General features: G+C 39.4%; 20 protein-coding genes. 6 read left to right on the plus strand and 14 right to left on the minus strand.

Going from position 1 to position 21,614, the window contains the following annotated elements:
* Nucleotides 1-3: 3 nt before the first annotated feature.
* Together F8N35_RS10015 and F8N35_RS10020 are read right to left on the minus strand one after the other, a co-directional pair.
* Nucleotides 4-822, minus strand: coding sequence for a lysophospholipid acyltransferase family protein (locus F8N35_RS10015; RefSeq protein ID WP_293052187.1), 819 nt, complete (start codon nt 820-822; stop codon nt 4-6).
* A gap of 29 nt (nt 823-851) precedes the next feature.
* Nucleotides 852-1,331, minus strand: coding sequence for an Lrp/AsnC ligand binding domain-containing protein (locus F8N35_RS10020; protein ID WP_293052190.1), 480 nt, complete (start codon nt 1,329-1,331; stop codon nt 852-854).
* Between the two features lie 499 nt (nt 1,332-1,830).
* Between F8N35_RS10020 and nadA the strand changes: the two genes are divergently transcribed.
* Together nadA and F8N35_RS10030 are read left to right on the plus strand one after the other, a co-directional pair.
* A complete protein-coding gene (nadA, locus tag F8N35_RS10025; RefSeq protein WP_293052193.1) occupies nt 1,831-2,811 on the plus strand; it encodes a quinolinate synthase NadA in 981 nt (326 codons plus the stop codon).
* A gap of 19 nt (nt 2,812-2,830) precedes the next feature.
* Entirely contained in the window at nt 2,831-3,460 is a 630-nt protein-coding gene (locus F8N35_RS10030; RefSeq protein ID WP_293052196.1) for a phosphatase PAP2 family protein, read from the plus strand.
* Here F8N35_RS10030 and F8N35_RS10035 read toward each other — a convergent pair.
* From F8N35_RS10035 to mnmA, 3 genes are all read right to left on the minus strand, one after another.
* On the minus strand, nt 3,457-4,848 hold the full coding sequence (locus F8N35_RS10035; protein WP_293052199.1) for a DUF4403 family protein: 1,392 nt from the start codon (nt 4,846-4,848) through the stop codon (nt 3,457-3,459). The genes F8N35_RS10030 and F8N35_RS10035 overlap by 4 nt on opposite strands.
* Nucleotides 4,849-4,865: 17 nt before the next feature.
* Nucleotides 4,866-6,092 carry a peptidase U32 family protein gene (locus F8N35_RS10040; protein ID WP_293052307.1) on the minus strand — a complete coding sequence of 409 codons (1,227 nt, stop codon included), beginning with the start codon at nt 6,090-6,092 and terminating at the stop codon, nt 4,866-4,868.
* A 64-nt stretch (nt 6,093-6,156) separates the two neighbouring features.
* A complete protein-coding gene (mnmA, locus tag F8N35_RS10045; protein ID WP_293052202.1) occupies nt 6,157-7,221 on the minus strand; it encodes a tRNA 2-thiouridine(34) synthase MnmA in 1,065 nt (354 codons plus the stop codon).
* 210 nt (nt 7,222-7,431) lie between these two features.
* Here mnmA and F8N35_RS10050 point away from each other — a divergent pair, with 210 nt between their 5' ends.
* The 3 genes from F8N35_RS10050 (at nt 7,432) to F8N35_RS10060 (ending at nt 9,314) form a co-directional block, all read left to right on the plus strand.
* The gene (locus F8N35_RS10050) at nt 7,432-8,022 is read left to right on the plus strand and encodes a LemA family protein (protein ID WP_293052205.1); all 591 of its coding nucleotides are present in this window, start codon (nt 7,432-7,434) and stop codon (nt 8,020-8,022) included.
* 72 nt (nt 8,023-8,094) lie between these two features.
* On the plus strand, nt 8,095-8,535 hold the full coding sequence (locus F8N35_RS10055; protein WP_293052207.1) for a TPM domain-containing protein: 441 nt from the start codon (nt 8,095-8,097) through the stop codon (nt 8,533-8,535).
* A 2-nt stretch (nt 8,536-8,537) separates the two neighbouring features.
* Entirely contained in the window at nt 8,538-9,314 is a 777-nt protein-coding gene (locus F8N35_RS10060; protein WP_293052209.1) for a TPM domain-containing protein, read from the plus strand.
* A gap of 80 nt (nt 9,315-9,394) precedes the next feature.
* Here F8N35_RS10060 and F8N35_RS10065 read toward each other — a convergent pair whose 3' ends face one another.
* A complete protein-coding gene (locus F8N35_RS10065; RefSeq protein ID WP_293052212.1) occupies nt 9,395-10,105 on the minus strand; it encodes a type 1 glutamine amidotransferase in 711 nt (236 codons plus the stop codon).
* Nucleotides 10,106-10,116: 11 nt separating this feature from the next.
* Entirely contained in the window at nt 10,117-11,139 is a 1,023-nt protein-coding gene (locus F8N35_RS10070) for an adenosine deaminase (protein WP_293052215.1), read from the minus strand.
* A gap of 197 nt (nt 11,140-11,336) precedes the next feature.
* On the opposite strand from F8N35_RS10070, the gene dusB reads away from it, so the two are divergent.
* Nucleotides 11,337-12,329, plus strand: a complete 993-nt coding sequence (gene dusB / locus F8N35_RS10075) for a tRNA dihydrouridine synthase DusB (RefSeq protein WP_293052217.1) — start codon at nt 11,337-11,339, stop codon at nt 12,327-12,329.
* On the opposite strand, the gene F8N35_RS10080 is transcribed toward dusB, so the two are convergent.
* From F8N35_RS10080 to mnmG, 7 genes are all read right to left on the minus strand, one after another.
* On the minus strand, nt 12,330-12,773 hold the full coding sequence (locus F8N35_RS10080; protein WP_293052219.1) for a YqaA family protein: 444 nt from the start codon (nt 12,771-12,773) through the stop codon (nt 12,330-12,332). It lies immediately after the preceding gene.
* Nucleotides 12,757-13,731: a DUF6427 family protein gene (locus F8N35_RS10085; RefSeq protein WP_293052221.1), complete on the minus strand. Its 975-nt coding sequence runs from the start codon at nt 13,729-13,731 to the stop codon at nt 12,757-12,759. The genes F8N35_RS10080 and F8N35_RS10085 overlap by 17 nt, the downstream gene beginning before the upstream one ends.
* Before the next feature lie 52 nt (nt 13,732-13,783).
* Complete coding sequence (locus tag F8N35_RS10090; RefSeq protein ID WP_293052223.1) at nt 13,784-15,880, minus strand: M3 family metallopeptidase; 2,097 nt, start codon at nt 15,878-15,880, stop codon at nt 13,784-13,786.
* Between the two features lie 39 nt (nt 15,881-15,919).
* Nucleotides 15,920-16,864 carry a bifunctional riboflavin kinase/FAD synthetase gene (locus F8N35_RS10095; protein ID WP_293052225.1) on the minus strand — a complete coding sequence of 315 codons (945 nt, stop codon included), beginning with the start codon at nt 16,862-16,864 and terminating at the stop codon, nt 15,920-15,922.
* A gap of 193 nt (nt 16,865-17,057) precedes the next feature.
* The gene (gene uvrC, locus F8N35_RS10100; protein WP_293052228.1) at nt 17,058-18,878 is read right to left on the minus strand and encodes an excinuclease ABC subunit UvrC; all 1,821 of its coding nucleotides are present in this window, start codon (nt 18,876-18,878) and stop codon (nt 17,058-17,060) included.
* Between the two features lie 21 nt (nt 18,879-18,899).
* Nucleotides 18,900-19,424: an adenine phosphoribosyltransferase gene (locus F8N35_RS10105; protein ID WP_293052231.1), complete on the minus strand. Its 525-nt coding sequence runs from the start codon at nt 19,422-19,424 to the stop codon at nt 18,900-18,902.
* A 105-nt stretch (nt 19,425-19,529) separates the two neighbouring features.
* Nucleotides 19,530-21,404 (minus strand): tRNA uridine-5-carboxymethylaminomethyl(34) synthesis enzyme MnmG, encoded by a 1,875-nt coding sequence (gene mnmG / locus F8N35_RS10110; RefSeq protein WP_293052233.1) that lies wholly within the window; start codon nt 21,402-21,404, stop codon nt 19,530-19,532.
* Nucleotides 21,405-21,614 lie beyond the last annotated feature (210 nt).

Raw genomic sequence — 21,614 nt, forward strand, 5'->3', positions numbered from 1 at the left:
TTTTCAGTTATTTTTTTTCAATTCATATGTTTTCCGGTATAAGAATTTTCCTAAATCTTCCGGCTTCTTATACTGTTTTTGCTCTTCTACACTAATAGGTTCGCCGATGCGGAGATGAATCTTCTTTCCTTTCTTATTGTTCAATTCAGCAGGAATAAAAGCCGTTCTTAATATCGGATGAATCAATCCTATCAATAAAAACCGCCAGCTGTTATGACCCTCAAAATAGACAGGAATAACAGGTACTTCGGACTTTTGAATAAGCTTTACGGTCGGCAACTGCCACTCACGGTCACCAATCCGAAACCACTTTACAATTTTAGAAACCTGTCCTGAAGGAAAGAAAAAAAGCGGATGACCTTCGTTCAAATGATTCATAGCTACACGCAAACCAGGTAGACTGGAGCGATTGCTGGTCGATTTTTCGAAAGGATTGACAGGAATAAAATGGTGAGATATAGGTTCTACCTTGCTCAGAAGAAAATTTGTAATTCCTTTTATGTCAGGACGAACACTGCTAATGACGCGCACTAACGACATACCGTCATATGTACCGTAAGGATGATTGGAAACCGTTACAAACTTCTCGTTTTCAGTAAAATATTTTAATGCTTCAGGGTTGTCAACAACCGTTTCCACACCAAATAATTTGTAAACCTCGTCAATAAACCCGTTTCCGTCAGAAGAGTTATTTTTTGCTGCTTCATATACTTTATGAACTTTTCCAAGTCCCAAAACATGATAAACCATTTTACCAAATGGTCTTCCTATCAGCGTCCTGAATAAAGGAACCTGACTACTGAACTCCTCAAAACTTATCACCCTGTTATCAACTTAAAGTTTAACCTGTTTTATTTTTCTTCGTCTACACCAAATGTAGATAGTTGGCGACGGAAAATTTCTTCAAGCGAAAGTTGGAAAGTTTCTGTATTGGCAACGCCCGGAATGGTAGATATTTTATCGAGAATCAATCGTAATAAATGACGATTGTCTTTGGCATACATCTTTATAAACATCGCATATTTTCCGGTAGTGTAATGACACTCTACAATTTCAGGAATCTCTTTAATATGATCAACTACCGTCTGGAACTCAATATTGTTTTTCAACACAATGCCTATGTAAGCGCATGTTTGATAACCAACTTTGTATTGATCGATAACAAATTCCGAATTACGTATTACACCCTGGTTAACAAGTTTTTGTACCCTTTGGTGAATGGCAGCACCGGACACATTGCATTCTCTGGCTATTTCCAAGAAAGGTGTCCTTGCGTTTTGAGATATATAATGCAAAATTTTACGATCCAGTTTATCTAATGTGTGTGCCATATAACAGTATTTAAATTTGATGCAAATATAGTGTAAATATTGAAAGTTAGCAAATTATGTCGCTACATAAGTTTCAAAATGAAGTTATTCACAATAGTTTTACAACAGGTTGTTAGTAACATTGTGGATAACTTGTGATTTCTTTTTCAAAACAAATTGAATTTTGCCCTTGCATTTTTACATAAATTTATTCTGTTATTCAATTCCTCTGTAATATCAAATTCGTTTTTCCATTTTTATACAATCATCTTCAACTACTTTTTACACACAAAACATATGCAGAGGGATAAAAAACTTGCTAACTTTGCAACTTATGAACAGGTTGTTGATAACCATTTAAATACCTCTAAAAACTAAGTATTTACAAAACTAATAAATTGTTCATTTCTCCAATATTAAATTTGAAAAGGAAAAATCAAAGACTTTGCCAAAAAAGTTTTGAGCATTATCAACAATCAATAATCATCATCTTTCTAAGTTTTTAAATTGAAAAAAAAATATGAATATAAAAGAATGTTGGTTGAAAAGTGGATTTGCCAATGAAGCCATTCCCGAAAATACAGATCTTGTAGCCGAAATAGCCCGTCTTAAAAAAGAAAAGAATGCCGTTATTATGGCTCACTACTACCAAACTGGTGATATACAAGATATTGCAGACGTTATTGGTGATAGCCTTGCTTTGGCCCAATGGGCAACCAAGGTTGAAGCTGATATTATTGTGATGTGTGGTGTTCATTTCATGGGTGAAACTGTAAAAATACTAAGCCCTGAAAAAAAGGTTTTAGTGCCTGATTTGAATGCCGGTTGTTCTTTGGCTGAAAGTTGTCCTGCCGATAAATTTGAAGAGTTTGTAAAGGCTCATCCCGATCATACGGTTATTTCGTATGTAAATACCACTGCTGCTGTTAAAACTTTGACAGATGTGGTTGTGACATCGAGTAATGCCCGTAAAATAGTAGATAGCTTTCCCAAAGATGCGAAATTAATCTTTGGTCCGGATCGTAATCTTGGAAATTATATCAACAGTGTGACAGGTCGTTCAATGCTCTTATGGAATGGAGCTTGCCATGTTCATGAACAATTTTCGTTGGAAAAAATTCTTTTGTTGAAAAAAGAACATCCGAACGCTTTAATTTTAGCACATCCTGAATGTCAGAGTGTTGTGTTGAAAGTGGCCGATGAGATAGGATCAACTCTTGCTTTATTGAATTTCACAAAAACATCGGATGCTAAAGAATTTATTGTGGCTACTGAAAGTGGAATTATCCACGAAATGAGAAAATACAGTCCTGATAAAACGTTTATTCCTGCTCCTCCTATCGATAGTACTTGCGGTTGCAACGATTGTAATTTTATGAAGCTCAATACAATGCAAAAAGTTTACAATTGCCTCAAGTATGAGTTTCCTGAAATTGAAATTGATGAATCGATAAGAGTGAAAGCCGAAAAACCGATCAGAAGAATGTTGGAATTGAGCTAATATTTTAATTTACAATAGTATGAGAGCTATAATAGTTAGTTTCATTTTCATTTTTGTTTTAGCTGATCAATTAGAGGCTCAAACTATTGAAACCAAATGGCTGCATTCAATCAACACCGGATCGGGTGCTTTTTTGAATAATTCCAGTAAGTTTTTATCTAATTCAAACACCTATATTGCAGTAGGTGTACCATTATTTATTCTTACAAGCGGCTATCTGTCGAAGAATGAAGAAGAGGTAAAAAATGGCTGGTATATAGCTTCATCGTTAGTTGTTTCAAGTGCTTTTACAATGGCATTGAAATACAGCATAAACCGTCCGCGTCCGTATAAAACGTATCCGGGTTATATTATTCCAAATGGAACTGAAGGAAGTCCTTCTTTTCCATCGGGACACACTTCTATGGCATTTTCTGTTGCTACATCTTTGAGTATCAGCTATCCGAAATGGTATGTAATTGCTCCCTCAATGTTGTGGGCAACATCGGTAGGTTATTCCAGAATGAATCTGGGAGTGCATTATCCTTCGGATGTGGCTGCAGGAGCTGTTTTAGGAGCCGGTAGCGCCTGGTTAACCTATAAGGCAAATCAATGGCTTAATAAACCTATAGAACGCGTTACAAAGCGTTCTATGGAGTGGCTACATTAAAATTGAAGCTGGTTCACTTTTAATTTGAGATTTCCGGAGAGTTGGCCGCTTACAACGATGGCATTCGGCGTGATGGTTATTGCGTCGAAATTGCTTTTTACAAGTTTTCCGCTAAGATTTATTCCTTTAATCAACTCGTAATTTGTAAGCATTTCGTTACTGGTTTTCACAATGTCATTTATCTGATCTTTCATTGAAATAGTCAGATAAGGCTCTATCATTTTCAAAAATCTATTGTGCATTAACCAATTGGCACTTTTTACTAAAACATTTTTAGTTTTCATATCAAAGTCGAAATTGGTAACGCTCAATGTTTGGTTTACATTGTCGAAAGCGAGTTTACCCACACAATAAACAGTTCCATTTGCACTACCCATTACATGTGTTTCAACAACCAATAAATCATTGTGTCCGTAAAATTTAACCTTATCAATGGTTATGTGTTTACTTCTCTGATTAAAAGTTCTGCCAACAATTTGTTTGGATGCAATATCTGTTAATTCTTTGTAGTCAAGATTGACGTTAAGAAGAAGATTAAATTCAGGTTTTATAGCTGAAACATATTGATAATCAGGTAAATTATTTACATCATTATTTTTAATCTGGCTTCCTACCGATGTTTCTATCTGGGCATTCATTCCAAGATTGAAATTTACATGAGATCCGTTGGCCACCATTGGAGTTGAAAGAATACTTTTTGGTGTAACCTTCAACCAAACGTCGTAGTTTTTGTTTACCTGAATCGGTTTTTGAGCAACCGTCCAGGTTTTAGTCATAATCTGACGGACATCCATATTTTTAGAGATGGCGGCATCAATTGACTTATTTATTTTTTGTTGTAAAGCTTTAAGAGTAAGGTTGGCAATCATTGTAACCGGCATTTCAATTCCTGCAACTTTCACAGTAGGTCTTTCAGTCCAGTTAAAATTATTAATCTTCGTGAAAGTAGTTATTTTCCAATCGTTTTGAAGCTGGTAAGTAGAACTTAAATTGATGGTAATTCCACCGGTTGCCTGATAATATTGCTGAATGGTAGCACCAAGAATTGTTTTCTTGAATCCGGTTTCAACCCAAATTTTCAAAGGAATGGTACAGTTTATTTTATTTCCGCTGATAGTAAAATGAATATCCTGTTGTTTCCATACTTTCAGGCGTAAATTATCATCAGACAGGTTGTTATCTTCATAAATAATATTTTTGAGATAACTGTTGATGCTTTTTTCAAGATCCTGAACATCAATATCGAGAGAAATGCCGATAGTTGATGTTTTGTTTTCAATGGTAGGAGGAATATAATTTTCAGTTGGTTTGTCAATCAATAGCTGAGAACTTCCACACGCTGAAAGAAATAAAATTAAAGACAGAAAAAGATAACTATATTTCCTCATGATTAATTGATATTTAATTATTTAGTAATTTTACTATCCTCCCATTTGAAAAGTTTGTCGTTGCGTCTTACTTTATCTTTAACGGCAATAGAGAAATAATCTCCCTTTTTAGCTTCATCTACTGGTTTTAGGTCTACCCGGATTTCGGACAATGTATCTTCATAGCAACCTGTTGTAGGTCCGGTTATGATGATTTCATCTCCTATTTTTACCGATTGTGTCTCTATCAGGCATTCGGCAACACCGATGTTGGCAAAATAGTTGGTTACCTTGCCTACATAAATTTTCTTTTTGGTGGCTTCCGAACCGTAATTTTTACTCCACTCGCCCAACCGTTGTCCCAGGTAATATCCATTCCAGAAACCACGGTTAAATACCTTTTTCAACCGTTCGTCCCAGGCAGCAATCTTTTCATCGGTGAAACTATCGTCCAAATAAGACTGAATAGCCTGTTTGTAGCATTCCACAACCGTTCTCACATATTCGGCGCTGCGGGCACGTCCTTCGATTTTGAAAACACGCACACCCGAATCGATCATTTTGTTCAGAAAATGGATAGTTTTCAAATCTTTTGGCGACATAATGTACTGGTTTTCAATGTCCAGTTCAATGTCCGATTCTTTATCTTTTACGGTATATCCACGACGGCAAACCTGCATACAAGCGCCCCGGTTGGCCGATGCATTCATTTCGTGGAGGCTCAGGTAACATTTACCCGATACAGCCATGCAAAGTGCTCCGTGACAGAACATTTCGATTCGTACCAGTTCTCCTTTTGTGCCGCAAATATTTTCTTCAACGATTTTATTGTGGATAGCTTTCACCTGATCCATATTCAGTTCGCGGGCCAGTACCACCACATCGGCAAACTGAGCGTAAAAACGTAAAGATTCTGCGTTGGAAATATTTAACTGCGTTGAAAGATGCACCTCCACCCCTACCCGATTGGCATAAGTCATGGCTGCCACATCGGATGCAATAATGGCCGAAACACCGGCTTCTTTGGCAGTATCCACTATTTCACGCATCAGTTGAAGATCTTCATCGTACAGTATTGTATTGAGAGTCAGGTAACTTTTTACGTTGTTCTTTTGGCAGGTAGCTACAATCTCTTTGAGATCTTCGGTGGTAAAATTGTTGGATGAACGCGAACGCATGTTCAGCTTTTCGATGCCAAAATAGACCGCATCGGCTCCTCCCTGAATGGCTGCCGTGAGCGATTCCCAAGAACCGGCGGGTGCCATTACTTCAAAATCGGATATATTTAATTTATTGTTGTTCACTGAATAATTATTATTATGTTGAAAATCAGATAATCATACCGCTTCCCAGACAGAGTTGAGCGTCGTTGTCGTAAATAACGCCAAATTGTCCTGAAGCAATGCCCTGAATTTTATCTTCAGAGTAAATGCGGTAGATATCGTTTATTTTAACCAGTTTGCCTTTGGTAAATTCGGGAGTGTGACGAATTTTGAAATTAATATCTTTTTCGCCTTCAAAATTGCCCCACCAATCTTCGGTAATAAACTGGAATCCTTGTAAATTGATTACTTTACCATATTGTGTTTCAGGGTCGTATCCGTTTGAAACGTAAACGATATTTTCTTCTACATTCTTTTTTACCACAAACCACGGTCCTCCACCCAATCGTAAACCTCTACGTTGGCCAATAGTGTGAAACCAGTAACCATTGTGTGTACCCAGAATTTTTCCGGTTTCCAGTTCAACGATTTTTCCCTTTTTTTCGCCAAGGTAACGACGGATAAAATCGTTGTAATTTATTTTTCCAAGGAAGCAAATACCCTGACTATCTTTGCGTTCGGCACTTGGAAGTTTGGCATCTGCGGCAATTTGGCGTACTTCGCTTTTTTGCAGATGTCCAATAGGAAACATCAGTTTGCTAACTTGCAGGTAATCAATTTGTCCCAAAAAATAGGTCTGATCTTTTACATGATCGGCAGCAGTGGCGAGGTAAGTTTTTCCATCAATTTCGGCAGTGCGGGCGTAGTGACCGGTAGCTGTTTTATCGAACTCTTTTCCCCAGTTTTGTTCAAAGCAACCAAACTTAATAAGCTTGTTGCACATCATGTCGGGGTTGGGAGTCAAACCGCGTTTTACGGCTTCAATTGTATAACTTACAACGTTTTCCCAGTACTCTTCGTGGAGAGAAACTTCTTCGTATTTACAACCATATTTTTTGGCAATGTATGTAGTAATTTCAATGTCTTCTTCTGAGGGGCAATCGATGAAACCATCTTCTTCTTCCATTCCGATTCGGATGTAAAAAATGGTGGGGTCATAGCCCGCTTCTTTGAGCAGATGTACCATCACGGAACTGTCTACTCCTCCTGAAACTAACGCGGCAATGTTCATTCTTTAATTCTAAAAATATTGTAATGTATTGATTATTAATAATTTGTTTTCTTTTTTACTTCAAAGAAACGACGATGCAAAAATACTCAAAAAATGCGGTATGTCAGTTTTTTTTTACTGGTATACAATTTGTTGTATTAGAATTGTTTTGATGTATCTTTGTAACAAATAGAAAGTCAAAATTAATTCAGAAAAATAAATTATTAATGTATGAAAAAAGGATTGATTATTTTGGTGGCAGTTGTAGCTGTAATTGCCATATTTATTTTTTGGGGAGTAGGAAAATACAATGGCTTTGTATCTCAGGAAGAAGGTGTTAAAGCTCAGTGGTCGAATGTGGAAAACGTGTATCAGCGTCGTGCCGACCTGATTCCGAACCTGGTAGCAACCGTGAAAGGTTATGCCACTCACGAAGAAAAAACGTTGACTGAAGTAATTGAAGCACGTGCGAAAGCAACTTCTGTAACTATTGATCCTACAAAGTTGAATGAAAGCAATATAGCTGCTTTTCAGAAAGCTCAGGATGGTCTTTCTGGCGCTTTATCGCGTTTGATGGTAAGTGTGGAACAGTATCCTAACCTGAAAGCAAATGAAAACTTCCTTGCTTTGCAATCGCAACTGGAAGGCACAGAGAACCGTATTGCGGTTGAACGGCGTAAATATAACGAAGCAGCTCAGGCATTTAACGCTTCTATCCGTCGTTTTCCTGCTAACATAATTGCAGGTATGGGTAGCTTTGAACAAAAGGGTTATTTCAAAGCTTCTGAAGGCGCAGAAAAAGCACCTCAGGTTAAATTCTAAGATATTTTTTGACACATAAGTGCATATTTATTGTGCTTATGTGTCATTTTTTTACCTATAAATCAATTAAATATGGATGTTACTGAATTTTTTTCTCTTCACGAGCAGGGAGAAATCATGGAAGCGATTGCCGAAGCTGAAAAAAATACATCCGGCGAAATACGTGTTCATCTCGAAAATTATTGCTTTGGCAATGCATTGAAGCGTGCCACAAAAGTTTTTAAGAAGCTTGGAATGACTAACACGGCACAGCATAATGGTGTGTTGTTTTATCTGGCTGTTAAAAGCAAAAAACTGGCAATTGTGGGCGATAGCGGAATACACGAACATGTAAAGCAACAATATTGGGATGAACTGAAATCCAGTATGTTGGATATGTTTGCAGAAAATCATTACAAAGAGGGGTTGACATCAGGAATTCTTGCAACCGGTCAAAAATTGAAAGAATATTTTCCTTATCAAAGTGATGATGTTAACGAATTGCCGGACGAAATTTCATTTGGAAAACATTGAATATGAGAACTATAAAATATATAGCAATTTTATTGCTTTTGCTGTTGGGGCAAACGTCATTTGCTCAGGATTTTCCGAAGCGTCCTGATCCTCCACGGTTGGTAAATGATTTGGCAAACCTTTTTTCTCCTGAACAAGCCGATGCTCTTGAAAGAAAATTAGTAGCCTACAATGATTCTACTTCGACACAGATTGCTGTTGTAACCATCAGTGATATAAAAGGATATGATATTACTGATTTTACGGATCGTTTGGCGATGGACTGGAAAGTGGGGCAAAAAGGAATCAACAATGGGTTGATGATTCTGATTGTTCCCAAGCACGCTAACGGAGATAGGGGACATGTGCGGATTTCTGTCGGTTATGGACTGGAAGAGCACATTACCGATGCCATTTCGAGTAAAATCATCAACGATGTGATGATTCCGGAATTCCGCAATAATAATATTTATGGAGGTGTAAATAAAGGAGTTGACATTGTAATCGGGATATGTTCGGGTAAATTCAAAGCCGATCAGATAAAGAAAAAGGATAAAAATTACTCATGGATATTCTTTCTGATTCCTCTTTTTATTCTGTTTATAATCGGGTTTGTTCGTAGAAACCGTTATTCCAGCTATGGTTCCAATGGTTCCGGTGGTGGGGCACCTTTCATCTTTTTCCCCGGATTTGGTGGTGGAGGAGGTGGTTTTGGCGACAGCGGAGGCTCCGATTTTGGAGGTTTCGGTGGCTTTGGCGGCGGCGATTTCGGCGGCGGAGGTGCCAGCGGAAGCTGGTAACAAGAGAAAAGAATAAAGAACAAAGAGTAAAGACATGCTTAGCACATCTTTACTCTTTGCTCTTTTATCTTTGTTCTATCTTATTTATATCCAGCTATTTTCAAAAAATTGCGGAACAATTGTTTTCCTGTAAACATGTATTCTTCGAAGAACGAGCAAAAATCTTCCACACATTTCTCCTGATCTATAGCTTTCAGATCTTCCACTTCATCCATCCAGTTTACAAACATTTCGCGGGTCAGCTCAAAATGGCACTGAATGCCATAGGCTTTATCTGCGACCTTCACAATTTGATTGCGGCAAAGTTTTCCGGTTCCCAAAACTGTCATTGAATCAATAGGTTCTACCGTTTCTCCGTGTAGTTGAAATACTGGAAAATTGTCTCCAAGGTTTTCAAAAAGCGGATCGTTTTTGCCTGCTTCGGTCAGTTCAATGCGGAACAGTTCACCATCAGGTCCGCGAAAACCGGTCTCTTTCACGGGGCTTTTTACCACCTTTCCACCGGCCGATTTCACCAAAGTTTGCAGTCCGAGACAGATTCCCAGGTATGGAATCCCGGCTTGTAGTGCCTCCTGAATACGGACTATTTCGGTGGTCATCTTCTCTGTCGTGTCATTGGCACTGTCCGGGCCACCAAGAACAATCAAAGCAGCGTAATCGAGTAGGGAAGGGAAGGGCATCCCGGCGGCAAGATCGATTTCATCGGCAGAAATGTTCATTTCGCGGAGTACATCGTAAAGCAACCCGCCCCCTTCGCTGCTTTCGTTTCTAACAATCAGTATTTTCTTCATATTGTTGATATTCAATTATTTTTATTGTAAAAGGTTTCTACTTCAGCTATTTTTTTCTGTTTTTCCTCTTCGGAAAGAAAACTGGCTGCAAACGAATTTTTGGCTAACCGGGCAATTTCTTCTTTGGAAAGTCCAAGAGCGTCGGTCATTACAATAAAATTTGCGTTGAGATAACCGCCGAAGTAGGCAGGATCGTCCGAGTTGACTGTCGCCATCATACCCAGCTCCAGCATCTTTTTAAGGGGGTGTAAATCAGGTGATTTTACTACTTGTAATTTAAGATTGGAGAGCGGACAAACAGTCAAAGCCAAGCCTCTTTCAATGATCTCTTTTACCAGATTTGGATCTTCAAGTGAGCGGTTTCCATGATCAATACGGTCAATTTTCAAGACATCTAAGGCTTCCTTCACATATTCGGCATTTCCTTCTTCGCCGGCGTGAGCAACACTAAGAAGACCGTTTTCAGCGGCTTTTTCGAACACTTTTTGGAATTTTGAGGGCGGATTTCCCACTTCAGAAGAGTCCAGACCGACTGCCGTGATCCAATCCTTGTACGGCAACGCCTGCTCAAGCGTTTTTAAGGCCGATTCTTCGCTTAAATGGCGCAGGAAGCATAAGATGAGCCCCGAAGTGATTCCAAGCTTGTTTTCGCCGTCTAAAAGGGCCTTATGGATACCTGTGATTACGGTTTTGAACGCAATTCCGCGCTCTGTGTGCGTTTGAGGATCGAAGAAAATTTCGGTATGAACGATATTTTCTTCTTTTGCTTTCCGGAGGTAGGCCATTGTCAGGTCATAAAAATCCTGCTCTTCTTGTAAAACGGCAGCTCCGGCATAATAGATGTCCAGAAAATCCTGCAAATTGCCGAACTGATAAGCTTTGCGTACCTCTTCTACCGATGAATAGGGGATAGCAACTTTATTTCGCCGGGCTATTTCAAACATCAGCTCCGGCTCGAATGTTCCTTCGATGTGAAGGTGAAGTTCCGCTTTCGGAATTTGACGTATAAAATCGTGTATAGACAGATCACTCATAATCAATTGTTTTTTCAGATACAATTAGTTTCTGAATATTTATTGCCTGCAAAAATACGACAAATTGGCAAGTGATTGCAAATCGGATTTCTCATTAAATCTAAATGTTATGTATTCTGTGTTTTATGATTTTTACCGAAAGAGAAATTAGCCGTATCTTTGCATCTCTTTTTATTTGAACTGAAATTGATTGTAATATGCAGATAGGCAACATTATATTTCCAGAATATCCTTTGTTTTTGGCTCCAATGGAGGACGTAACCGATCCGGCTTTCCGCCTGCTTTGTAAGCAATTTGGTGCCGATTTGGTGTATACCGAATTTATTTCGGCCGACGCGTTGATTCGGAACGTGAAGCGGACGGAACAAAAATTGACCATTTTTGAAGGCGAACGTCCGGTTGCCATTCAGCTGTACGGGCGTGAACCTGAAGCCATGGCTGAGGCTGCTAAAATTGCCGAAACTGCCAATCCTGAGATCATCGATCTGAACTTCGGTTGTCCGGTGAAAAAAGTGGCTGGTAAAGGTGCCGGTTCGGGCCTTTTGAGGGATGTACCAAAATTACTGGCCATTACAAAAGAAGTGGTAAAATCGGTGAATGTTCCCGTTACGGCAAAAACCCGCCTTGGTTGGGACGATAATTCAAAAATAATAGTCGATTTGGCCGAGCAGTTGCAGGATTGTGGCATTGCCGCGTTGGCTATTCACGGTCGTACGCGTGCTCAGATGTACACCGGAGATGCCGACTGGACGTTGATTGGCGAAGTGAAGAACAATCCCCGAATGAAGATTCCTATTATCGGTAACGGTGATGTGACAACTCCTGAACAGGCAAAGGAATGTTTCGACAGATATGGCGTGGATGCGGTGATGATTGGCCGCGGATCAATTGGCAAACCCTGGATATTCAAAGAAGTGAAGCACTATTTGCAAACAGGTGAATTGCTTCCGTCAATGCCTGTATCCGAACAATTTGACATTGTTAAGAAGCAAATATTGAGCAGTATAGAGTGGCTGGATGAGCGGAGAGGTATTGTTCACACGCGTCGTCATCTGGCTAATACACCTCTTTTCAAGGGTATACCGCACTTTAGAGACACCCGTATTGCCATGTTGCGTACCGACAACCTGACAGACCTTTTTGCAATTCTGGACAACGTAAAAACGACTTATTTCGGGGATGCTGAGTGATTATTTCATCAGCATTCCCTGAGCATACATCCACAACACGTAGCGTGAAAATTTACCGATGGTCATGGCTATTGCCGTGCCCAGAAAGTTGCACCGGAAATATCCGCAAGCAACTACGATTATGTCGCCAACTCCCGGAACAAAAGAGAAAAACGCCAACCAGTCACCCCGGTTGTACATTCGTTTTTCAAATTTTTCTATTTTTTCTTTCTTGATTTTCAGGTACTTTTCTATCCATTCAATCTTTCCCATGCGTCCTATCCAGTAGGAAGTAATGCCTCCAAGGGTATTGCCAACCGTAGCCACGGCAACGCATGTCCACATGTCCCAGCCTGCATAAATGAGCGTGGCAAAAACAACTTCCGAGCCTAACGGAAGAACTGTTGCAGCCAGAAATGCAGCCAGAAAAAGGCCAATATAACCAAATTCAGCGAAGTGTTCCACTAAGGCCAAGTATTAGCGTTACTATCTGGAATACAATCAAAATGGAGAAGATGATGGTATTTTGTTTTGAAACGCGGGTGGAGAAGAAGATAGAAAAAATGAGACTGCAAATCATTAAAAACGGCAGCATCAAGTCGCTGATATGTCCCATTTTCACCCAAAGTATGGTAAGTATTCCAAAATAGAACCAAACCAATACCTGTAGATTTTTTCGTTCGGCAATACTCGAGCTGAAACGATTTTGCAAACAGCCGGTGATGGCAATACACGATATGATGGTGAATATTCCCAAAAGTACGATCAATGCAATATTTGAGGTCCAGTATTCAAAATGGAAGATGATATTGCTCATGAAATAGTATGTCTGACTATTCAATTTTCCAATGAAGAAACTGATTCCGAAAACCAATGCCGCAGGTGCCAGTAATCCGAGCATTGTAGAAAAAAATACCCGGATATTCATGTTGTTTACAATGTGTAACGTGATGAATATGATTGGGATAAGGAATATAAAATCGAAACAATAGAAGTACCCCAATGAAAGGAACATACCGGCATTAAAAGCTTCTCTGATTGGAATATTTTTATGGAAGGCAGAGAATATCTGCCATAAACACATTAGCAGCAATAATGCAGCAATGAGGGCATTTGTAAGATAATGAAAAAGAGGATAAGACCCTGATAGTAAGATAAAAAACAAGAATGGAAGAAATGTGCGTTGCTGTAAAAAAGTATATGTTTCCAACAGACGGAATAAAAGATACGCTACACCCAGGCTCAATAGGAGTCCAAACCAGACAGAATATTGAGGCAAAAGAGAAACATTGAAAAGATGGAGTAGGGGAGTACTCTGGACTGGTAGAAAAAATTCTTTAATCCACAGCAATCCGGCAACAACAAAGGAAAGTGTAAAATTTACAATGTTCGGGTGTATCAATTCTTTAAAACGAACGCTCATAGTTAGATAGTTAAAATGTAGGGCAAAGCTGTAACTTTGCCCTATCTGTTTCTTATTTCAATCCCTTGCTTTTCAGGAGTGCATCGGAAGTCGGCTCATGACCACGGAATTTAACGTAGAATTTCATTGGGTCATCGCTGTTACCGCGTTCCAGTATGTTTTTGCGGAACGATGTTGCGGTGGCAGGGTCAAAAATGCCTTTGTCCTTGAACAATTCGAATGCATCTTTTTCAAACACAGATGCCCATTGATAGCTGTAGTAACCAGCTGAATATCCGTCATTAAAGATATGTTTGAAGTAAGTTGAACGATAGCGGGGCAAAATTTCCGGAATTAATCCGATTTTGTCCATTTGTTCTTTTTCAAACTTGTCAACGTCTATGCCGTCTATGCTGGTAAGTTCATGCCATTTCATATCGAGAATAGAAGCAGCAACCAGTTCTGTCATTTCAAAACCCTGATTGAAATAGGTAGAGTTCTGTATTTTTTTCATTAAAGATTCAGGCATCAATTCGCCTGTTTTATAATGAAATGCATACATTTTCATCACTTCCGGCTGGAAAGCAAAGTTTTCCATGAATTGAGAAGGACATTCTACAAAATCGCGGGGCACACTTGTTCCGCTAACGCTTGGATATGTGCATTGAGATAAAAGTCCGTGTAAAGCATGTCCGAATTCGTGGAAGAGAGTTCCCACATCATCCATGCTTAAGAGCGATGGTGAAGTCGCAGTAGGTTTCGCCAGGTTACCAACATTTACGATAACAGGGCGTACCATTACCCCTTTTTCGATGTATTGATCGCGAATATTGTTCATCCAGGCACCTACGGTTTTACTTGCGCGGGGGAAGTAATCGGTGTAGAGAATTCCGATAAGTTTTCCATCAGCATCTGAAACTTTAAATGCTTCAACATCAGGATGGTAAACAGGAACATTTTTGAGTTTTTCAAAGTTTAGTCCATACAATTTATGAGCAACTTCGAACACGCCTTTACGAACGTTCTCAAGCTTGAAATACGGTTTTAATTCGTCTTCATTCAGGTCATATTTAGCTTTGCGTACTTTTTCGGCATAATACCACCAGTCCCACATTGCCAGCTTGAAACCGCCGTTTTCGCTGTCGATAATCGACTGCATTTCTTTCACTTCATCTTTCGCTTTGGCAACAGCCGGAGTCCAGATAGACTGAAGAAGCGCATCAACTCTTGCCGGAGTTTTAGCCATTGTATTGTCTAAAATATAATCGGCCGGAGTTTTGAATCCAAGCAAATTGGCCAGAGCGATACGGTTTTTCATAATGTCCAGAATAACCTGTTTGTTGTCGGTAGCATTTCCGTAATCGCCTCTCATCCAGTAGCCTTTGTACAATTTTTCACGAAGATCGCGACGGGTACTATAAGTCAGAAATGGAATCCAGCTTGTTTTTTGAGCAGTGAAAACCCATTTTCCGGGCATGTTGGCAGCTTTGGCATCTTCTGCAGCAGCAGCTTTCACGCTTTCAGGCAAGCCGGCAAGGTCTTCTGCTTTGTCGATAACCATTTTGAAATTGTTTGTTTCAGCAAGAAGGTTATTACCAAACTTTAATTGCAACATTGCCAGGTTTTTATTGATTTCCCTTAGCTCTTTCTTTTGTTGCTCATTCAGTGCTGCCCCGTTATGTATGAATTTTTTGTATTGTTCTTCAATTACACGTCTTTGTTCTGCTGTCAGGCGGATTTTTGCTCGGTTGTTATACAAAGTTTCAATGCGTTTGAATAGCTTTTCATTCAACAGAATATTGTCCGAATGCTCTGTAAGCATGGGTGTTACTTTTTCAGCAATTGACTGCATTTCAGCGCTGTGCATCGATTCTTCAAGGTTGAAGAATACCATGGAAACTTTTGTCAGGAGTTTGCCTGAATATTCCATTGCAGCCATTGTATTGGCAAAGGTTGCCGGTGCAGGATTGTTGGCAATGGCATCTATTTCTTTTTGATGCTGTTTAATTCCTTCTATAAAGGCAGGAAGATAATGCTCGGTTTTAATTTTATCGAACGGCGGAACGCCGAATGCTGTTTTGTAAGGAGTGAAGAAAGGATTGTTTTCTCCTTTTAATACGCCGGATGTAAGCATAATAAGAGAAATTAGTGTTAGAAATAATTTTTTCATTGGTTGTTTTGTTTGTATCTGAAAACCAGTAAATTGAATTTATTGATAAGGAGTAAATTTATCTAAAATATTGATTATTTGCAGTTTATCTTCTTCTATCTGTTTTCTTAGCGTTTCAAGATCCGGAAACCTTTTTTCGTCTCTCACTTTTTTGATTATCTCAAGAGTGATATGTTCTCCATAAATATCCTGATCGAAGTCTATGATGTTTACTTCAATGGTAGCTCTCTGATTTTCAGGTATTAATGTAGGACGTAAACCTATGTTTAGCATCCCTTTATAGCGGTCATCATCAATTTGCACCCAGCAGGCATAAACACCCAGTTGAGGTATCTTTTTTTCTGTATTGGAAACATGAATATTGGCCGTTGGAAAACCGATGGTTCTTCCAATTTGTTGACCAGTAACTACTTTACCATCAATCTTATATGTGGAACCCATTAATTGATTGGAAATTGCAATATCCCCTTCGTCAATCAAACGCCTTATTTCGGAAGAACTTATTTGTTTCCCTTTATAAGAAAATTCTTCTGCTTTTTGAACAAGCAACCCGACTTCGTGACCATAAACCACATATTGTTCAAATCCATCGACACGGCCTTTACCGATTCTGTTATCGTAACCAGTTAGAAGCACTTTTACATGCAAGGTATCATGCAAAAGATTCTTGATGAACTCTTCAGCTGTTAAATTCTGAATGTCGGGAGTAAAATCGAGAAGAATGCAATAGTCTAGACCGGTTTGAGCCAGTAGAGCCATTTTTTCTTCACAAGTAGTCAGAAGTTCCGGAACGAAATCGCTGTGCAGCGCTTTGCGGGGATGTTCACGAAAAGTCAGTACTGCAGTTTTGAGTCCTTTTTCGGACGCTACCTGTTTTAGGTTCTCAATTAAGAAACGGTGGCCGCGGTGAACACCATCAAAAAAACCAACCGTGATGGCCAGTTGTTCTTCCGGAGCATTTTGTATGTTAGTTATTATTTGCACGTAGTAAAGTTTGATATGATAAACGGCGCAAAGTTACGAAATGGAAGTACAATAACAAATGGCGTTCATTATCTTTTATTGATTTGAAATTTTCGATTCGATTATCCGAAGCTGAATTAAAAATGGTGCTTCAACAGTGTCAGAATTGAATATTTGCCGGGCAAATACTCGTCGCAAATTAAATATTCAATTCTCAGAGGCTCAAATCAGGATGAAAATGCTTATAAATGATTGAAGCTCTTTTGCTTCCCACAATTTCGGTTATTTCATCATTTGAAGCCAATCTAAGTCGTTTTACGCTTTTGAAATGAGTCAGCAGCTCTTTTTTGCTTTTTTCTCCAATTCCGGGTATCGAATCCAGTTCCGAGCTCACCTGTGCTTTGCTTCTCCTGTTTCGGTGGTGAGTGATTCCGAATCGGTGAGCTTCATCTCGAAGTTGCTGAATCAATTTCAGGCTTTCTGAATTTTTGTCCAGGTAAAGCGGAATAGGATCTTCAGCGAAATAGATTTCTTCCAACCGTTTTGCAATGCCGATTACTGTAATCCGGGCCGAGATGTCTAATTGACGAAGAGCGCTCATCGCCATTCCAAGCTGACCTTTGCCTCCATCGATCACCACCAGTTGGGGTAGGGGAGTGCCTTCATCGAGCATCCTGCGGTAACGGCGGTACACCACCTCTTCCATCGACGCAAAATCGTTAGGTCCTTCAACCGTTTTGATATTGAAATGGCGATAGTCTTTTTTGGCAGGTTTGGCCTTTTTGAAAACGACACATGCAGCTACCGGATTTGTTCCCTGAATGTTTGAATTATCGAAACATTCGATATGCATTGGTAAATTGCTCATTTTAAGATCTTTTTGCAAAGTGTTGAGAATGCGCATCATCCGATGGTCAGGGTTGAGCTTTTCTGCCTGCTTCAATTTTTCAAGTTTATATTCCCTTACATTTTGCATGGAAAGATCGAGCAATTTCTTTTTATCTCCACGCGAAGGAATTGAACATGTTACGTTAGCTAATTCCAGATCGGGAAGAAATGGTACGAGTAATTGTTTTGTCCTACTCTTTAGTTTTGTTCTTAGCTCAACGATGGCCATTGCCAGAATTTCTTCCTTCGGCTCATCCAGGCGTTTCGTATACTCAATGGTATATCCTTGAATGATAGAACCTTTTGAAATGCGTAAAATGTTGATATAAGCTGATTTGTCGTCTTCGTCGTAAGCAAACACATCGTAATCATCCTGTGTAAGGGTAGTTACGATAGATTTTGACTTATAATTTTCAATTGCAGCGTATTTTTCCTTGATTATTTGCGCTTCCTCAAATTTTAATTCTGCAGCAAGAGCCTGCATTTGATTTTGCAAATAAGTTGAAATTGCGTTTACATTTCCGTTAGCAATTTCCGCTACTTCCGAAATCATTTGTAGATACTCTGCTTCTGACTGCAGGCCTTCACACGGCCCTTTGCACTTGTGAATGTGATATTGCAGGCATACTTTGAACTTGCCGGATTTAATGTTTTCGTCCGATAAATTCAGCTTGCAGGTACGCAACGGATAAATTTCGCCAATAAATGAAAGCAGGACATGAAGGGTAGATAGAGAACTAAAAGGCCCAAAATATCTTGCTCCGTTTTTGAAAATTTTGCGTGTTTTGAAAACTCTTGGAAACGGCTCGTTTGTGATACAAAGCCAGGGATAACTTTTGTCATCCTTCAGCATTATGTTGTATCTGGGCTGGTGCTCCTTGATTAAATTGTTTTCCAAAAGTAAAGCATCCTCTTCCGTGTCAACTACAATATACTTTAGGGTCGCAATTTGCTTTACAAGGACAGATACTTTAGGGCTGTCGTGTTTTTTTGTAAAGTAAGAAGAGACTCGCTTTTTTAGATTCTTCGCTTTCCCTACGTAAATAATTTTACCGTCCTTATCGAAATACTGGTACACTCCCGGTTTTTCCGGAAGTGTACTAAGAATAAGTTGGAGATTTTCTTTTATGTTAAGGCGTTCGTCCATGCGTAGGGTAGGGGTGTGAAATTAGAAATGTATGAGCGAATATACTTCATCAGCTTCTTCCAGTGTATCTCTTCCTTTTAGAAAATCGAGCTCAACAAGGCAATTTACATAGACAGTTTTTACTCCAAATTTTTTCACCAGGTTGTACGCGGCTTTCATTGTTCCTCCCGTAGCAAGCAAATCGTCGTGCAATAGGACAACGTCGTCGGCATTTAGAGCGTCTTTGTGGATCTGAATTATGTCAACTCCGTATTCTTTTGAATAACTTTCTTCAATTGTATCTGCCGGTAATTTTCCTTTTTTGCGAACGGGGACGAATCCTACTCCCAATTTTTCTGCAAGAATTGGGCCAGTAATAAAGCCTCTGGATTCAATTCCTACAATCTTTGTGAGACCCGTTTCTTTATATTTATCATACAACATGCTGGCAATTTCTTGTAAATCGTTGCCGTTTTTGAACACTGTTGTTAGATCTTTGAACATAATGCCAGGGTGAGGAAAGTCTGGCACATCTCTGATTCCTGCTTTTATTCTTTCTAAACTCATGAAATTTATGTTGTGTTCCACGTGGAACAATTTATATTTTTTAGTTTGCGATCCGATTTTTTGCAAATGTCCGCGTGAAATTTCCGTTCCACGTGGAACAAATGGCTATCTTCCCAGAAGAACCAGGAGAATATTGATGTCGCTCGGCGAAATTCCTGAAATACGGCTTGCTTGTCCGATGGTTTCGGGATTTATTTTCGCAAGCTTTTGCCTGGCTTCTGTTGAAAGCGACAAAATTGTAGAATAATCGAATTTGTCTTTGATTTTAATATGTTCGAGGCGTTGAAGCTTTTCTGCTATTGTTTTTTCGCGTTCGATATAGCCCTGATATTTTAGTGTTATTTCAGCAGCTTCTACAACCTCTTGTTGCTGGTTTTTTATTTCCGAAATCTTTGATTTTAGAGATGAAATCTGATCAGAAAGTTCTGAAATAGTTATTTGAGGTCTTAAAACAAGATCAAGCAATTTTACTGTTTGTCGTACCGGCGAGGATCCGATTTGTTCGAGATAATTGTTGATTTCATCAGGCTTTACTGATGTTTCGCGAATAAAGCTGATAAGATTGTCTCTGTTCGCTTTTTTCTCGATGAGTTCGTAGTATCGTTCTTTGGAAGCAAGTCCGAGCTGGTACGATTTTTCTGTAAGGCGAATGTCTGCATCGTCCTGGCGAAGGAGAATGCGATATTCGGCACGCGAAGTGAACATACGGTAGGGCTCATCTACCCCTTTTGTTACCAAATCATCGATGAGAACGCCAATGTAGGCTTCGTCTCTACCTAATACAAACGGTTCACCGCCGTGACATGCAATATGTGCATTAATGCCGGCAATCAAACCTTGTCCTGCAGCTTCCTCATATCCGGTAGTTCCATTGATTTGACCGGCGAAAAAGAGGTTTTTTATCAGTTTCGTTTCTAACGAATGTTTCAGTTGGGTAGGGGGGAAGAAATCGTACTCGATAGCATAACCCGGCCGATAAATACGTACATTTTCGAAACCTTCAATGGTGTGCAGTGCATTTATCTGAACGTCGATGGGAAGAGATGACGAAAAACCGTTCAGGTAATATTCCTGCGTATTTGCTCCTTCCGGTTCTAAAAATAGCTGGTGACGTTCTTTATCTGCAAAAGTGACAATTTTTGTTTCAATACTGGGGCAATAGCGTGGCCCGATACTTTTTATTTGTCCGTTGAAAAGAGGAGAAAATTCTAATCCGCCACGAAGAATGTCGTGCGTTTTTTCATTGGTGTAGGTAATCCAGCAACTACATTGCGGAAGTTCTCTTTTTGACGATGAAAGGTAAGAAAATTTGTGGAAATCATCGTCGCCGTCTTGTTGTCCCATTTTTGAAAAATCAACGGAACGACCGTCGATTCTGACCGGTGTGCCGGTCTTCATGCGTCCGGCAGTGAAGCCTAATTCCACCAAACTTTCGGTTAATCCTTTCGCAGCCGGTTCGGCAATGCGTCCACCGGGAATTTGTTTTGCCCCGAAATGGAGCAGACCGTTGAGAAAAGTTCCGTTTGTGAGCACTACACTCTTTGCAAATATCTCAACACCCAAACTCGTTTTTACGCCGCAAATCTGGTCTTGTTGTGTTATCACTTCAAGAACCTGATCCTGCCAGATGTCAAGATTTTTTGTGTTTTCAACGATATTTCTCCATTCTATGATAAATTGCTGGCGGTCGTTTTGCGTGCGGGGGCTCCACATGGCCGGTCCTTTTGAACGGTTAAGTAGTCGGAACTGGATCGCAGTTTTGTCGGCGACGATACCGGTGAATCCTCCCAATGCATCAATCTCTCTTACAATTTGTCCTTTTGCTATTCCTCCAACTGCAGGATTACAACTCATTTGTGCTATTTTGTTCATGTCCATTGTTATCAGCAATGTTTTTGAACCAAGATTGGCTGCCGCACAAGCAGCTTCGCAACCGGCATGTCCGGCGCCTACCACGATAACGTCGTATTGTAAAGTCATTTGATTTATATTCAGTTATAACCTGCAAAATTACAAAAAATATACCGTCACCCTGCGTTACTATTTTCAGTGGCATTTTCTTGTTTATCTATATACAATTGAATAAATGAGTGTGTTATATAATAATGAACTCTTTTTATCGTTCATGGAATGCGGCTTCTTGCTTTATTCTTTTGAAGTTTTATGAAATTAAATAGCTGTATTACAAAT

It is taken from the genome of Paludibacter sp. (assembly GCF_009712605.1).
GTDB lineage: Bacteria > Bacteroidota > Bacteroidia > Bacteroidales > Paludibacteraceae > Microbacter.

What these genes read in the sequence shown, in the direction of transcription:
- F8N35_RS10020 (WP_293052190.1), bottom strand. Translation starts at nt 1,331, where the DNA reads ATGGCACACACATTAGATAAACTGGATCGTAAAATTTTGCATTATATA.
- nadA (WP_293052193.1), top strand. Translation starts at nt 1,831, where the DNA reads ATGAATATAAAAGAATGTTGGTTGAAAAGTGGATTTGCCAATGAAGCC.
- F8N35_RS10030 (WP_293052196.1), top strand. Translation starts at nt 2,831, where the DNA reads ATGAGAGCTATAATAGTTAGTTTCATTTTCATTTTTGTTTTAGCTGAT.
- F8N35_RS10035 (WP_293052199.1), bottom strand. Translation starts at nt 4,848, where the DNA reads ATGAGGAAATATAGTTATCTTTTTCTGTCTTTAATTTTATTTCTTTCA.
- F8N35_RS10040 (WP_293052307.1), bottom strand. Translation starts at nt 6,092, where the DNA reads ATGGCACCCGCCGGTTCTTGGGAATCGCTCACGGCAGCCATTCAGGGA.
- mnmA (WP_293052202.1), bottom strand. Translation starts at nt 7,221, where the DNA reads ATGAACATTGCCGCGTTAGTTTCAGGAGGAGTAGACAGTTCCGTGATG.
- F8N35_RS10050 (WP_293052205.1), top strand. Translation starts at nt 7,432, where the DNA reads ATGAAAAAAGGATTGATTATTTTGGTGGCAGTTGTAGCTGTAATTGCC.
- F8N35_RS10055 (WP_293052207.1), top strand. Translation starts at nt 8,095, where the DNA reads ATGGATGTTACTGAATTTTTTTCTCTTCACGAGCAGGGAGAAATCATG.
- F8N35_RS10060 (WP_293052209.1), top strand. Translation starts at nt 8,538, where the DNA reads ATGAGAACTATAAAATATATAGCAATTTTATTGCTTTTGCTGTTGGGG.
- F8N35_RS10065 (WP_293052212.1), bottom strand. Translation starts at nt 10,105, where the DNA reads ATGAAGAAAATACTGATTGTTAGAAACGAAAGCAGCGAAGGGGGCGGG.
- F8N35_RS10070 (WP_293052215.1), bottom strand. Translation starts at nt 11,139, where the DNA reads ATGAGTGATCTGTCTATACACGATTTTATACGTCAAATTCCGAAAGCG.
- dusB (WP_293052217.1), top strand. Translation starts at nt 11,337, where the DNA reads ATGCAGATAGGCAACATTATATTTCCAGAATATCCTTTGTTTTTGGCT.
- F8N35_RS10085 (WP_293052221.1), bottom strand. Translation starts at nt 13,731, where the DNA reads ATGAGCGTTCGTTTTAAAGAATTGATACACCCGAACATTGTAAATTTT.
- F8N35_RS10090 (WP_293052223.1), bottom strand. Translation starts at nt 15,880, where the DNA reads ATGAAAAAATTATTTCTAACACTAATTTCTCTTATTATGCTTACATCC.
- uvrC (WP_293052228.1), bottom strand. Translation starts at nt 18,878, where the DNA reads ATGGACGAACGCCTTAACATAAAAGAAAATCTCCAACTTATTCTTAGT.
- F8N35_RS10105 (WP_293052231.1), bottom strand. Translation starts at nt 19,424, where the DNA reads ATGAGTTTAGAAAGAATAAAAGCAGGAATCAGAGATGTGCCAGACTTT.
- mnmG (WP_293052233.1), bottom strand. Translation starts at nt 21,404, where the DNA reads ATGACTTTACAATACGACGTTATCGTGGTAGGCGCCGGACATGCCGGT.